Origin of the sequence: Mucilaginibacter xinganensis (genome assembly GCF_002257585.1) — a bacterium.
Classification (GTDB): Bacteria; Bacteroidota; Bacteroidia; order Sphingobacteriales; family Sphingobacteriaceae; genus Mucilaginibacter; species Mucilaginibacter xinganensis.
In genome coordinates this window covers 2,475,188-2,488,805 of sequence record NZ_CP022743.1, presented here as the reverse complement: position 1 = coordinate 2,488,805, position 13,618 = coordinate 2,475,188, and the positions used below count along the sequence as shown (strand labels likewise).

Genomic DNA, 13,618 nt, shown 5'->3' with positions numbered 1-13,618 from the left:
TATATCATTTAAGACTTAAAGCTTTATTTCATGGTACAGGATCGTGCCCGTGCCCCCCCCATGGGTTACAGCTGGCAATACGTTTTAACGTTAGCCATCCGCCTTTAAACGGCCCGTGCTTTTTGATTGCCTCCACTCCATATTGTGAACAAGTAGGCGTATACCTGCAAGCAGCACCGGTTAAAGGCGAAATAAAATACTGGTATATTTTAATAAGGAAAACAAATACAGATCCAACTATTAGCTTTAGTATGTTGCTGATAGCTTTCATTTTGCAATTTCAATACACAGTTGTGTTAAAAGCTTCAGCATCTTTTTTTCTGCAAAATCATACTCAACAATTTCTTTACCGATAAAACCTATCGAAAGCATAATCGGGATGTTGCCACTATTCAACACATTGTATAAACACTCCTGCTTATTTAACCGGTAGGCCTCACGCATCCGTCGTTTTATCAAATTACGATCAACTGCACGTTTATAACGTCTTTTAGAAACTGAAAATACAACTTGAACAGGAGCAGATTCACCGGGCTCCTGGACAGGCAGCCACGACGCCTTAAATGGATAACACAAAAAAGAAGAACCGTTATGAAAAAGCTTATCAATAAGCTTCTTATTACATAACCGTTCTTCTTTTTTAAAAGTATACATTGTTGCTGATGCTGAACCGAATTTTAGTATATAACCGGCTCAGGCCCTTATCCGGAAGAGCAACCAGCTTTATGCTTTGTGACTACGCTCGTCAGATACTGATAATCTCTTTCTGCCTTTAGCTCTTCTCGATGCTAATATTCTTCTGCCGTTAGCAGTTGACATACGCTCACGGAAACCGTGTTTATTTCTTCTTTTCCTTTGTGAGGGCTGAAACGTTCTTTTCATGGCTATTTATTCTATTCGTCGTTTTTAAAACAAGAGCGCAAATGTAGTAATATTTTAAATATTTTCAAACATTAGTTTAGGTTGTTGAAAAGTAGTGATATGTTATAAAAGTTTATAGTAGTTAAATTACCTTGCAATTGTATAAATTGCCCTTATTAATCATCGAAGTGATTTACAGCAATCTCAAAAAAAAAACAAAATGAAAGCCTCTTTAATCATCCTCTTTTTCATCCTTCCATTTGCAGCTTTATCGCAGGATTCACTATCTGCACATTATAAAATCTACAGCACATCAAAACAAAAGCTGGTGACTGTTGACGAAATTGTGAGCAATATGGATAAGGCCGATGTTTTATTTTTTGGCGAAGAACATAACGATTCAACCGGCCATTACCTGGAGCAACTGATATTTAAGAAATTGGCTGATAAATATCCCGCCAAACTGGCGTTATCAATGGAAATGTTTGAAACCGACTGTCAAACGCCCCTCAATGAGTATCTATCTGGCTTTATTCGCGAGAAAAACTTTATAACAGAAGCCCGTGCATGGCATAATTATAAAGATTACCGCCCTATGATTGAATTGGCCAAAGCCAGCCATATCCCGGTTGCTGCTGCCAACACCCCGGCACGCTATGCCAACATGGTAAATCGGTTAGGGCTTGCAAGCCTGGACCAACTTGACACCAAAGGCAAAGCTTTTTTACCACCATTACCTATAGACACAGCAACGGGGAAATACTACGATAAATTTATTGAAATAATGGGCGGGCATGGGAGTATGGGGAATATGAAAATGTACCAGGCCCAAAACCTTTGGGACGCAACTATGGGCTATAATATTGCGCAACTGTACAAAAGCCATTCAGGATTCAAGATTTTCCAGGTAAACGGCGGTTTCCATAGCGAAGAAAAACTTGGAACAGCCGCACAATTGAGAAAATACGCACCCAAAGTGCGTATAATTAATATTGCAACCTATGCAGATGATAGTTTTGAGAACCCCGACTGGAGCAAATTTATAAGCAAAGGCGATTATATCATCTTTACAGATCCTAAATTACCCAAAACATTTTAGTTCATATATAGTGGTTCATAGTTCATGCTCGAAAGATTTCGGCTATGAACCATGAACAATCACTATAAGCTTTTACGCTTTCTTAGCCAATAAATCTCTTATTTCAGTAAGCAACACTTCTTCTTTTGTTGGTACCGGATCAGCTGCTGGTGCCGGAGCTTCTTCTTTTTTCAAAGAGTTAATTCCCTTAACCACTATAAAAATACAGAAGGCAACAATAAGAAACTGGATTATGGCATTTATAAAATTGCCGTAATGTATTGCATTTTCCAATATCTTATGCGCCGGGTCAGCTTCTTTCAAAACAATTTTTTTGTCTGCAAAATCAACGCCACCTGTTATATAACCGATGGGTGGCATGATAACGTCCGCTACCAGGGAAGCAACTATCTTGCCAAAAGCCGCACCAATAATAACCCCCACGGCAAGGTCAACAACATTGCCGCGCATGGCAAACTCTTTAAACTCTTTTATTATAGCCATAATTAGTATTTAGTTTATTAAAGGTAATTATAAAAAATAAAGATGAAATGATCTTGATCAACTTTTTAATTATTAAAAACAATTCGCTTATTTTTTTAATTTAACAACATTGTCAACCATCTGCTAACTTATTTTCAAGTTAAAAGTAATTGATGTATTTTTGGCCGATCTATTATGCTAAAACAAAATCTTCAACAGAAACTTTTACAAAAACTCTCTCCTCAGCAAATACAATTTATAAAATTGCTGCAGGTGCCCACTGTATCATTAGATACCCGCATCAAAGAAGAATTGGAAGAAAACCCGGCACTTGAAGATCTTAGCCTTACCAATTTAAACGAGCCTGAAGAACAATATCCCGACCGCGATCCGGAAGACGATAATTTTAACGGTGATGAAGAAAAGGGTGAAGCTGATGAGTTTAACATTGAAGATTACCTGCAGGAAGACAATTTGAATGAATATGGTTCAAAATATGATCAAAACGGTGAGGACGAAGATGAGCGAAAAGAAATACCCATTGCTGTGCAAAGCTCGTTTTTTGAAAGCCTGCAACAACAGCTCGATCTCCTTCCTTTATCAGACAAAGATTTCAGGATAGGGAAACAAATAATAGGCAGCCTGGATGATGACGGCTACCTGCGGCGCCCTATAACCTCGCTTACCGACGATCTCGCCTTTTCGCAAAACGTTTTTGCAGAAGATGATGAGGTGGAAGACATGTTGAGGGTGATTCAAAGTTTCGATCCCGCAGGAGTTGGCGCGCGCAGCCTTCAGGAATGCCTGGTGATACAGTTGAGAAAAAAAGACCCAACAGACCCGATCATAAAAAAAGCCATGCTGGTAGTTGAGCACTACCTTGATGAGTTTACCCGTAAACATTATGACAAGCTTGAAAAATCATTAAACATGACCTCGGCCGAGTTAAAAGCCGTTGTAAATGAAATTTTAAAACTTAACCCAAAGCCTGGTGACTCTAATGAAATAAACACCAAGCAAATGCAGGTGATCCCTGATTTTCATATCAGCAATAATGATGGATTCCTGATCCTTACCCTAAATTCAAAAAACGCACCCGAACTTAGAGTAAGCCGCTCCTACCAGGAGATGTTTGAACACTACGATAAAGCATCGGCAAAAGACAAAAAACTTAAAGAGGCCGTTCAGTTTGTAAAACAAAAGCTCGATTCAGCAAAATGGTTTATTGATGCTATTAAACAGCGCCAGCAAACATTGTTAAAAACCATGAATGCCATTATGCAATATCAATACGAGTTTTTCCTTACCGGCGACGATAAGAATTTGAAACCAATGATCCTGAAAGATATTGCAGACCGCATCAATATGGATATTTCAACAGTATCAAGGGTGGCCAACTCAAAATATGTTCAAACAGAATTTGGTACGTTCCTGTTAAAGTCCTTTTTCTCTGAAGCAATTCAAACCGAAAGCGGCGAGGAAGTATCAAACAAAGAAGTTAAAAAAATATTGGAAGAGCATATCGGTAAAGAAGACAAACGCCATCCCCTGGCTGATGAAAAGCTTACCGAGATTTTGAAAGATGCTGGTTACAACATAGCCCGCCGCACGGTTGCAAAATATCGCGAGCAGATGAATATCCCGGTTGCAAGGCTACGGAAGGAACTGTAGAAAAGTTGGCGGTTATGAATTGGCGATAGCTGTAAATACTTCAAACTAATTTACGCAGGTAATTGTGAACTGCCAACCGCAACTACACTCTTAAAATAGGTGCTGCGGGCAGGTAACTTTATAACGGTTATTAAGCAGTAAGCCAATTACAATTTCATGGGTCCCATTACTTACGGTATTTAACGCTGAAGTGGTGATGTCGTAAGAATACCCAATATTTATAAACGAACTTACATTTACGCCGGCCAGTACACCAAATGAATCGTTATGCCGATAGGAACCGCCAAACCAAAATTTATCACTAAAAGAAAATTTGGCATTCAAATCGTAGGTTATGGGCGTAGGCTCTATAACTTTTATCAGGAATGATGGCAGCAGGGTAATTTCGTCTGTTAGGAAAACCTTCACCCCCCCTGTTAGAAAATACTGTGGAACTGTTTTGCTTTGATTGTAAGAATTATTGGTGCTAAAATAAAGGTTTTGAGGGATCAGTTGCTGCACAGATGCTCCAATATAGTAGTTTGATGAGTACAGCCATCCACCAACACTTACATCCGGCTTCCATTGGCTATTGTTGCCGTTACTTATAGCCGGATCAAGCGGATTCTCAAGGGTGATTAATGAAGTATTAAGGCTAATATGATTAACACCGGCGGAAACGCCTACAGCGAGGTTTAAATTGCCGGAAAGCCCCAGGTGATAGGCATATGATGCAGCAATATTGGTTTGGTTAATAGGCCCTGCCTGGTCACTTACTACCATGAAACCAATACCATGGTGCGGCTCTGCAGCCATATAGTTTTGGGTGTATAACCTGCTCGACGGATTTATTCCTCCGCTGGCCGGGAACGCAGTTGCGTCGCCCTGTAAAAAATTTTGCCCAAGCGGCGCATTTACAGTTAGATAGCTTGTTACGGGGGCTCCCTGCAAGCCCGTCCACTGGCTCCGGTAACCAGCTTTGACATCCGTATAATTTTCAATACCTGCTACGGCCGGATTTAAAAGATAATTATTAAAAACATACTGCGTGTACTGCGGCTTCTGTTGCGCTGATGCAAGTTGCGAACAGGCAAGAAAAATCAGCAATAAGTATAAAAGTTTCTTCATCAATATCTACTGCTCTAATATAGCCACGGCAAATTTTATGAACATCTTTTGGACTATGTTATAATTAACCCAATTAATTATGCTCCTCACGGTGTGCTATTGCTGCAAACCCAAAAAACCAATGTACGAATATACTTTTTTCTCACTATCGCTTGTATATCCTAAAACTGTTTTATTTAAGCAAAAATCAAGTTGTTAGCTAATAATTTAAAGGTTATTATCCCAAATATATAATTTGATGATCTAATATAACACAGTATCATACTATTCAGAAAACAGTTAAGCCTTGACAATACTTTCTTCCCTAAAAAAACTTGTCAGGATTAGGCACTAAATTTAAAAATCTTTCAAAGTTTTCGGTATAGTGTGATTGATCGAGCTTGTAATAAAACGCTCCTTTTTTAGACGAAAATTTATCTTTTTCGGCCAGCTTAACCAGCAAGCCTGTTGATAAAAGTTTGCGGCTAAAGTTACGGTCATCAAACGTGGTGTTATAAACGCCTTCGTAAAGGGCCTGGAGTTGTGGAATAGTGAATTTTTCGGGGAGTAACTGGAATAAAATCGGGTGCAGTGCCGCTTTATAGCGCAACTGCCTTTGAGCTAGTTTAACCATTTCATTATGGTCAAAGATCAGTTCAGGCACATCCTTAAGCAAAAACCATTCTGCATGGTATTCATCACTTATCTGTTGTTCATACTGGTGAATATCAATAAGCGCAAAATAAGCGATGGATAGCGTTCGCTCAACCGGGTCCCGGTCAGGCTTGCCAAATACCTGAAATTGCTCCATGTAAACATTTTTCAAACCAGTACGTAATTCTAAAACCCGGTTCGCAGCATCCTCCGGAGACTCCGATGGCTGAATAAAACCTCCCATAAGGCTCCATTTGTTTTTTTCGGGCTCAATGTTACGCTGAACGAGCAGTAATTTTAAATTCCATCCGTCAAATCCGAAAATTATACAATCTGTAGCAACTAAAATTCGTTTCTGACCTGTATATCTCTGCATAATAGGTTTATAGTTTATTTACAAGTGTATAAAAAAAATTGGAGATTAGCGGTTAGAGTTGAGAGATTAGTTAAGAATAGGGATTAGCCGTTAACAGTTTACAATTAACCGTATATCAGCCTGAAAAGATCTGCTTACACCAACATCAGCGATAGGAAAACAATCTCTTTCCGGTCTATTATCCCTAACCTCAACTAACTCTTTTTCCCTGTAATAACATGTCCATTGCGTGATCGAACGACCCGGCGCGAACCACTTCGCCCGAGTTAACGAAGAATATTTCGTCTGCATTTTCAATCGTATTCAGCCTGTGTGCTATAATTACGCGGGTTGTTGTTGCAGGCAGGTTATTTAAAATATCACTTAATAATTTTTCAGTAATCGTATCAATGTTTGCAGTTGCTTCATCTAAAATAAGTAATTCGGGGTTTCGTAAAACAGCACGCATAAAAGCGATCAGTTGTTTTTGCCCAAGACTGATGCTATCACCACCTGATAGCACTTTTGTATCCATGCCGCTCTCAAATATAGCCAATAAACTACCCAGATTGGCCTCGCGGATTACCTGTTCCAATTGTTCATTGTTATAGTTAACGTACAGATCATTGCCATATAAAATATTTTCACGCACGGTACCCGTAAACAGAAATGGCTCCTGTAAAATAAACCCTATCTTTTTCGTACGATCAACGGGTTCATAACTCCTGATGTTTTTCCCGTTAAGTAAAACCTGTCCTTTATCAGGGTCATATAACCTGGCTATCAATGACGCCGTGGTAGTTTTCCCGCCACCTGTGGGGCCAACAAGCGCATAAGTTTTACCTGATTCGAGTTGAAAACTTATGTTATGTAAAATTTCTTTATCAGCCTCATAGCCAAAATACACATTCCTGAATTCCAAAAGGGGCGCATTTGGCTCTGTTTCGGCGCTCGTCTCAATTGCCAGATCTGAATCCAAAGAAAGAATCTGCGAGATCCTGTCCCAACCCGCCATAGCAACCTGGAAATTTGTCCACAATGCAGCCAGCTGCCTTAAAGGATTGTAAAAGTTGTTAGCATATGATAAAAAGCTTACCGCAAGTAATCCAATGCCCAACTCGCCTTTCGATACCAAATAAATACCATAGGCCAATACAATAAGCTGCGCAAGGCTTGAGAATAAGCCGTACACGGGTACATACGAGTTATTGGCGATACCTGCACCTATGGACGTCCTATAATTCTCCTGATTCGCCTCGTCAAAACGTTTACGAAAATAATCGCGGCGATTAAAAGCAATGATTACCTTGAAATTATTCAGGCTTTCCTGTATTTCGGCACTCATACCTCCAACACTTTTTAAGTTCACTGCATTCTTTCTTTTAACCCATGCTGATGTAGCGCTGGTAAAAATTAAGATAATAACCGCCGGAATAAGCGTTGCTGCACCAAGCTTGATATTAATAGCCAGTAAAAATATCCCTGCGCCAAGCATGGTGGCTATGCTGCCAATAAATTGCATTAAAGACTGCGAGAAGAACTGGTTAAGTTTATCCGTGTCATTATTAACCCGTGAGATGAGATCTCCCGCTTTATTCTGATTGAAAAAACCTACCGGCAATAACTGCAATTTATTAAAAATAGCGTTACGGAGGGTAAATAACATGCGCTGCCCTACTCCACCCATCAGCATAGTTTGCACATAACTGGTTACCAGCGAAACGAGGTACATGCAAAACAAAATACCGCAATTTACCAATACCCCATAATAATTTTTGTGCGCTGTAAAAATGTAATTATCAATGGTTTTACCAATAACCAGCGGCCCCATTAAGTTTATGGTTGAGGTGACCAATATGGTAAAAAAAGCCAGCCAAAGGTTTCTCCTTTCGTGCGCAATCAACTGTAGCAGTTTATTTAAAGACGCCCAGGTTGAGGTTTTTTGCGCCTTTGCCTGCAGCTCATTTAGGTTGTAGTTCATAATTGCTGGTACTTTGTTGCGAATTATAGATCTGTACGTATTCAGGGCTTGTTTTCAGCAGGTCGTCGTGCTTGCCGCTGGCTACAATTTCGCCCTGCATCAATAAAATTATCTGGTCGTAATGTGCTACGGATGCTATTTTTTGAGTGACCGAAAGCAAGGTTAAACCCGGATAGTTTTTTTGAATATTTGCCAATATCTTATTTTCGGTATTGGCGTCAACCCGTGCTGTGAAGTCATCCAGCAACAACACCTTTGGATTGATTGCAAGCGCCCGCGCCAGCATGATGCGCTGCTTTTGTCCCCCGGACAAGCTCGAGCCTCGTTCCGATACTACGGTACTGAGCTTCTCAGGAAGACTTTCGACGAACTCTCTCAATTCGGCAGTATCTATCGCTTTTTGTAACGATTCATCAGTGACAGTGTCGCTGAAAGCTATATTTTCACGAATGCTCATGTTAAAAATAATGCTGTCCTGAAAAACAAACCCCACCTGCTTGTAAAACACCTCGCTGTCGTACTCGTCAATACTCTTGCCATCAAACAATATGGTTCCGCTACCAGGCTTAATTAAACCGGTAAGCAGGTAAAGCAGCTGCGTTTTACCCGCAGCTGTTGGACCTATAACCGCAATTTTAGACCCAGCTTTTATATCCATCGTTATAGATTTAAGCGCAGGCTTTTGCCCATAAGACAATGAAACATCATTTATTTGAATATTTCCCAATAAAGTCGTTTTTAAAACACCGGTTTCAACATTGTCCGACGCATTCAAAACCATGTTTATCCTTTGAAATGAAGCCGTTGCCTGGGCTATAATATTGCTCATGAAGCCAATAACGAGGATTGGAAATATTAACTGCGCCAGATAGCTGTTAAAAGCCGAGAAATCGCCCAGGCTCATTGTCCCATTAATAACAAAGTGCCCTCCCAGCGCCAAAATGCTGAGCATGGCAATATTTGCTGAAAATGTAATTACGGGGATAAGGCCGGCGAATAGCCGCAAAATGGAAAGGCCGAAATCTTTGGCTTTGGTATTGGCCTGTAAAAACTTATCAAACTCCAGCTGTTGCGAATTGATAACCCTTATTAATGCCGCTCCTAAGATACTTTCGTTTATTACCTTGTTCAACCAGTCAATAACCTCGCGGCTTTGTATAAAAAGCTTTCGTACCTTTTTTAACACGTAAAAAAACGTACCCCCAATTATAGGAATGATAGCAATAACGCACAACGCCAATTTCCAGTTGATGGTTAACAGCAAAATACTGGCACCCACAATAATAAATACTGATGATACGATTGATACCAGCGCCTGCGATACAAATAACTTTATGGAATCAACATCTGCAGTAAGGTTGGTTAAAAGCTTTGATGGATTTACCTGCTCAACAAAAGCATAGCTTTGGCGTGAAATCTTGTCCGAAAGCCTTGTTCTCAGGTCGCGGGCCACCCTTTCAGAGGTATAGGTCTGAATGATACTTTGCAGATACGAACAAATAAAAACAAACACTACCGCCAGTGTAAATTTGATAATAACCGGACCTGTATCGAAATGAACCCTCCGCATCATGCTATGAATATAATCATCAATACCATGTGCAATTATTTTAGGGAGCCATAAGTTTACACTGTTGCTAAACAACGCAAATAATATCAGCAAAAATACCAGTCCCGAATATGGCTTTAGCAAGCTGAAAATTCCCGGTTGTTTTGGTTTGTCTGCAGGCATAAGTTGTTATTTTATATTTTAATATAAAAGCAGGTAAAAATAACAATGAATTTTTACTTATTGAGGACGATTGAGTAAAGCAAAGATTTTAAGTGTTATATGATACTATGCGTCAATTGAAAAATAGCAAATAAATGGTGTGCTTCATGCAGTAGAAAAAACTCGGTCCATTCTAATATATCTAACTTTCCATATTGGGGATGCGAGCCCTTTCGGTCAAGCTTATCAGGCGATAATTTAGTTACAAGATTATAAATCACTTCCCTGTCAGTCGAGATCTTTTTCAGCAACTCATAGGTGGTAAACGCGCAATAAATCTCAAAGCCATCATCATCCTCAGCGCTATACTTTTCAAATTCAGGGTTATCCATTAATAATATTTTACGCACCCTGTCGATAAAAACAGGCTGATATTTGGCCAAATGGGCAATATGTTCATGAATGCTCCATTTACCACGAATTACATGTTGTTGTATTTGCCTGTCATTGAGCTTTATAATAATGGGGGTAATTGCCCTGTGCTGATCTTTTAGACGGTGTGTTAAGGAAGATTGGATCATATTTTTATATAACGGATATTATTACGGATGGTTGGCGTCATTTTAAAATTCGCTCATTAATTGTCCTAATTTTTTAAGGCTTTTATCAATTTCTTCATTATATGGCGTTCCAAAACTGATCCTTATAAAATTGGTAAAGCGGCTGTCAGTACTGAAGATTTGTCCCGGAGAGATGCTAATTTTAAATGCAATAGCCTGTTTATAAAGTTCAAAAGCATCAACTTTTTTATTTAGTTCAATCCATAATACATAACCACCCTCCGGCCTGCTAACCTTAACGTCGTCCGGAAAGTATTCAGTAATGGCCTGGGTATATCTTAAACACTGCGTGTGCAGCGCCTTACGCAGGTTTCGCATGTGCAGGTCATATCTGCCTGTTTCGAAAAAGTGGCCGATTGCCGCATGTGTTGGCGATGCTGATGAAAGCGAGTGCATCAATTTTAAATTAATGATCTGCGCCTTAAACCTGCCCGGAATGCACCAGCCTACCCGATAGCCGGGTGCCAGTGTTTTTGATACTGACGAGCATAACATAACCAAACCTTTAGCATCGTAACTCTTGCAGGTGCGTGGCCTGGTTCTGCCAAAATACATTTCACCATAAATATCATCCTCAATAAGTGGCACTTCATTTTTGGCTAACAGTTCAACCAGCTTCTTTTTCTTTTCATTGGTCATACAATAACCTAATGGGTTACTAAAGGTGGGGACAAACAAACAAACTTTTATTTGATGCAGATTGATTGCCTTTGCTAAATAATCCAGGTCGGGGCCTTCGGTTGAGCTGGTAGGGATCTCTACAATTTTAAGGCCCAGGCTTTGTACAGTGCTGAAGATCCCGAAATATGTTGGGCATTCAATTGCTACCACATCGCCCGGTTTGGTTACCGCACTCAGGCAAAACACAAGAGCTTCCATACAGCCTTGCGTCGTTACAACATCGTCAGGTAATATATTACCTCCCCAGGCAAAAGCCTGCCGTGCTATGTGTGTTCTTAAATTTGCATTGCCCTGAACAGCCTCATAGCTGATACAGCTATCAGCGCTTAAACGAACAGCCTCTGCCATTGATTTATTAAGTTTAGCCAGCGGCAACAGAGATAAGGCGGGTGAAGCCATGGATAATTTGACAATACTATCCGCCGAAAAATTACGATACACCATAGCGATCATCTCGTCAAGACTTACCTTTTCTGATTCGCCCGCAAGCCGTTCGCGTTTTGGCTCGTTAAAGGAACGGGCGGGTGTGTACCGCACGTAATAGCCGGATTTTGGCCTTGCTTCTATTAATCCCCTGATCTCTAACTGCACATAAGCCTTATATGCTGTGCTCAGGCTTATCCCTTGCTCCTGACTCAAAGCGCGAACAGAAGGCAATTTTTCTCCGGTCCTTAATATCAGCTGATTGATCTGGCTGCCCAACCTGTCGGCAATTTGCATATACAAAAAGTCTTCATCAGGCTTGGTGGTACGTGTTAAGCTATTAACCATTTATTAGCAACTATCGGGTTTTTAATCTTAATTGAAGGACACAACTTAGCAAAATTTAGAAAATGAACCGCGTAAGCTACTTCTGTTATGTGCAAAAATAGCAAATCTGCATCTGTTTTATTAATTATTTATACGCCACTTTTGTAATGCAAATAACTTTTATGAATGAAATAAGTTCAAAGCCAGAAATTGGGCTAGACCCTGTAGATTGGGATGATATTAAAACTTTAGGCCATCAAATAATTGATGACATGGTCGATTATTTAAAAGGCATTGGTGAAAAACCGGTATGGACTCCGGTACCTCAACTGGTAAAAGCCGAACTAAGTACGCCCCTGCCCCATCAACCTGAAAATATCTTTGATGTTTACCGGGATTTTAAGCAAAATATTTTTCCTTATCACGGCGGTAATATCCATCCAAAATACTTTTCTTGGGTACAGGGTACGGGTACACCAATGGGCGCATTTGCAGACTTACTGGCAGGGGTAATGAACAGCAATACTGCTATTGGCGATCAAAGTGCCTTGTATGTGGATAAGCAGGTTATCAACTGGTGTAAACAATTGATGAATTACCCGGCAACAGGTAGCGGCATATTAGTTAGCGGCGGCTCTATAGCTAATATTACAGGTCTTATTGTTGCACGCAATACCATTATTGCCAATGCAAAAAATGCCGGCGTTTATGCTGCTCCCGGCAAATTAATTGCCTATTGCAGCAGCGAAACCCACAACTGTATTGGTAAAGCCGCCGAAGTAATTGGTATAGGCAACCAGCAATTGAGAAAGATAGCGGTAAATGATAATTTTGAAATTGATACAGAAGCGCTGAAAGCTAAAATTAAGGAGGACAAGGACGCAGGTTTTCTTCCGTTCTGCATAATTGGCAATGCAGGCACTGTAAACACCGGGGCTATTGACCCGTTAAGTGAACTTTTGCAAATAGCACGCAAAGAAAAGATCTGGTTTCATATTGACGGCGCTTTCGGCGCATTGGCCAAATTAGCCCCGGCTTACAGGGACAAGCTTAAAGCAATTGAAGAAGCCGACAGCGTTGCCTTTGACCTGCATAAGTGGATGTATATGCAATATGAAGTAGGCTGCGTGTTATTTAAAGATGCGACAGCACACAAGGCTGCCTTTGCAACAACAGTTAACTATCTGACTGCCCATGACAGGGGCCTGGCAGCCGGTCCCGAAACCATTTCGAACTATGGCATGGAACTTTCAAGGGGCTTTAAAGCCCTGAAGGTTTGGATGAGCCTAAAAGAACATGGCGCTGATAAATATGCCGCTATGATATCACAAAACATTGACCAGGCGTTTTACCTGGGCAACCAGGTTAGTAAGCATCCTGAGTTAGAATTGATGGCTTCAGTTACCATGAACGTAGTGTGCTTTAGGTACAACCCGGGAAATATGGATGATAATCAGTTAAATATTTTAAACAAAGAACTATTGATGAGGATGCAGGAAAAAGGAATAGCTGCCCCTTCGAGCACATTATTAAATGGTAATTATGTTATTCGCGCAGCCATAACTAATCATCGTACCCGGCGCAGCCATTTGGATGAAATGATAAACGGCACCATTGCAATCGGTGATACCCTGGTAAAAACGTACGATTCAAGATTATTCAAATTTGACTTTTTAATACAGTAAAT

At 40.3% G+C, this 13,618-nt stretch carries 13 protein-coding genes; 3 read left to right on the top strand and 10 right to left on the bottom strand.

The features are described 5' to 3' along the window. Positions 1-28: 28 nt before the first annotated feature. From yidD to rpmH, 3 genes are all read right to left on the bottom strand, one after another. Entirely contained in the window at positions 29-271 is a 243-nt protein-coding gene (gene yidD / locus MuYL_RS10795; protein WP_094570578.1) for a membrane protein insertion efficiency factor YidD, read from the bottom strand. Next, the gene (rnpA, locus tag MuYL_RS10790) at positions 268-654 is read right to left on the bottom strand and encodes a ribonuclease P protein component (RefSeq protein ID WP_094570577.1); all 387 of its coding nucleotides are present in this window, start codon (positions 652-654) and stop codon (positions 268-270) included. The genes yidD and rnpA overlap by 4 nt, the downstream gene beginning before the upstream one ends. Positions 655-723: 69 nt before the next feature. After that, the gene (gene rpmH, locus MuYL_RS10785) at positions 724-882 is read right to left on the bottom strand and encodes a 50S ribosomal protein L34 (RefSeq protein WP_094570576.1); all 159 of its coding nucleotides are present in this window, start codon (positions 880-882) and stop codon (positions 724-726) included. 199 nt (positions 883-1,081) lie between these two features. Here rpmH and MuYL_RS10780 point away from each other — a divergent pair, with 199 nt between their 5' ends. Next, positions 1,082-1,960: a ChaN family lipoprotein gene (locus MuYL_RS10780; protein WP_094570575.1), complete on the top strand. Its 879-nt coding sequence runs from the start codon at positions 1,082-1,084 to the stop codon at positions 1,958-1,960. A 72-nt stretch (positions 1,961-2,032) separates the two neighbouring features. On the opposite strand, the gene mscL is transcribed toward MuYL_RS10780, so the two are convergent. Further along, positions 2,033-2,443: a large-conductance mechanosensitive channel protein MscL gene (mscL, locus tag MuYL_RS10775; protein ID WP_094570574.1), complete on the bottom strand. Its 411-nt coding sequence runs from the start codon at positions 2,441-2,443 to the stop codon at positions 2,033-2,035. A gap of 174 nt (positions 2,444-2,617) precedes the next feature. Between mscL and rpoN the strand changes: the two genes are divergently transcribed. Then, on the top strand, positions 2,618-4,093 hold the full coding sequence (gene rpoN, locus MuYL_RS10770) for an RNA polymerase factor sigma-54 (RefSeq protein ID WP_094570573.1): 1,476 nt from the start codon (positions 2,618-2,620) through the stop codon (positions 4,091-4,093). Between the two features lie 90 nt (positions 4,094-4,183). Here rpoN and MuYL_RS10765 read toward each other — a convergent pair whose 3' ends face one another. From MuYL_RS10765 to MuYL_RS10740, 6 genes are all read right to left on the bottom strand, one after another. Then, complete coding sequence (locus MuYL_RS10765) at positions 4,184-5,200, bottom strand: PorP/SprF family type IX secretion system membrane protein (protein ID WP_094570572.1); 1,017 nt, start codon at positions 5,198-5,200, stop codon at positions 4,184-4,186. 304 nt (positions 5,201-5,504) lie between these two features. Continuing rightward, positions 5,505-6,209 (bottom strand): NUDIX hydrolase, encoded by a 705-nt coding sequence (locus tag MuYL_RS10760; RefSeq protein ID WP_094570571.1) that lies wholly within the window; start codon positions 6,207-6,209, stop codon positions 5,505-5,507. A 190-nt stretch (positions 6,210-6,399) separates the two neighbouring features. Continuing rightward, positions 6,400-8,169, bottom strand: a complete 1,770-nt coding sequence (locus MuYL_RS10755) for an ABC transporter ATP-binding protein (protein WP_094570570.1) — start codon at positions 8,167-8,169, stop codon at positions 6,400-6,402. Further along, on the bottom strand, positions 8,150-9,901 hold the full coding sequence (locus tag MuYL_RS10750) for an ABC transporter ATP-binding protein (RefSeq protein WP_094570569.1): 1,752 nt from the start codon (positions 9,899-9,901) through the stop codon (positions 8,150-8,152). Before MuYL_RS10750 ends, MuYL_RS10755 begins: the two co-directional genes overlap by 20 nt. A 95-nt stretch (positions 9,902-9,996) precedes the next feature. Then, positions 9,997-10,461 (bottom strand): DinB family protein, encoded by a 465-nt coding sequence (locus MuYL_RS10745; RefSeq protein ID WP_094570568.1) that lies wholly within the window; start codon positions 10,459-10,461, stop codon positions 9,997-9,999. 42 nt (positions 10,462-10,503) lie between these two features. Further along, positions 10,504-11,952, bottom strand: a complete 1,449-nt coding sequence (locus MuYL_RS10740; RefSeq protein ID WP_094570567.1) for an aminotransferase-like domain-containing protein — start codon at positions 11,950-11,952, stop codon at positions 10,504-10,506. 161 nt (positions 11,953-12,113) lie between these two features. Here MuYL_RS10740 and MuYL_RS10735 point away from each other — a divergent pair, with 161 nt between their 5' ends. Continuing rightward, positions 12,114-13,616 carry a pyridoxal phosphate-dependent decarboxylase family protein gene (locus MuYL_RS10735; protein WP_094572913.1) on the top strand — a complete coding sequence of 501 codons (1,503 nt, stop codon included), beginning with the start codon at positions 12,114-12,116 and terminating at the stop codon, positions 13,614-13,616. The last annotated feature ends 2 nt before the right edge of the window (positions 13,617-13,618 follow it).

What these genes read in the sequence shown, in the direction of transcription:
- MuYL_RS10750 (WP_094570569.1), bottom strand. Translation starts at nt 9,901, where the DNA reads ATGCCTGCAGACAAACCAAAACAACCGGGAATTTTCAGCTTGCTAAAG.
- MuYL_RS10755 (WP_094570570.1), bottom strand. Translation starts at nt 8,169, where the DNA reads ATGAACTACAACCTAAATGAGCTGCAGGCAAAGGCGCAAAAAACCTCA.
- MuYL_RS10760 (WP_094570571.1), bottom strand. Translation starts at nt 6,209, where the DNA reads ATGCAGAGATATACAGGTCAGAAACGAATTTTAGTTGCTACAGATTGT.
- yidD (WP_094570578.1), bottom strand. Translation starts at nt 271, where the DNA reads ATGAAAGCTATCAGCAACATACTAAAGCTAATAGTTGGATCTGTATTT.
- rnpA (WP_094570577.1), bottom strand. Translation starts at nt 654, where the DNA reads ATGTATACTTTTAAAAAAGAAGAACGGTTATGTAATAAGAAGCTTATT.
- MuYL_RS10740 (WP_094570567.1), bottom strand. Translation starts at nt 11,952, where the DNA reads ATGGTTAATAGCTTAACACGTACCACCAAGCCTGATGAAGACTTTTTG.
- rpmH (WP_094570576.1), bottom strand. Translation starts at nt 882, where the DNA reads ATGAAAAGAACGTTTCAGCCCTCACAAAGGAAAAGAAGAAATAAACAC.
- mscL (WP_094570574.1), bottom strand. Translation starts at nt 2,443, where the DNA reads ATGGCTATAATAAAAGAGTTTAAAGAGTTTGCCATGCGCGGCAATGTT.
- MuYL_RS10780 (WP_094570575.1), top strand. Translation starts at nt 1,082, where the DNA reads ATGAAAGCCTCTTTAATCATCCTCTTTTTCATCCTTCCATTTGCAGCT.
- MuYL_RS10735 (WP_094572913.1), top strand. Translation starts at nt 12,114, where the DNA reads ATGAATGAAATAAGTTCAAAGCCAGAAATTGGGCTAGACCCTGTAGAT.
- MuYL_RS10745 (WP_094570568.1), bottom strand. Translation starts at nt 10,461, where the DNA reads ATGATCCAATCTTCCTTAACACACCGTCTAAAAGATCAGCACAGGGCA.
- rpoN (WP_094570573.1), top strand. Translation starts at nt 2,618, where the DNA reads ATGCTAAAACAAAATCTTCAACAGAAACTTTTACAAAAACTCTCTCCT.
- MuYL_RS10765 (WP_094570572.1), bottom strand. Translation starts at nt 5,200, where the DNA reads ATGAAGAAACTTTTATACTTATTGCTGATTTTTCTTGCCTGTTCGCAA.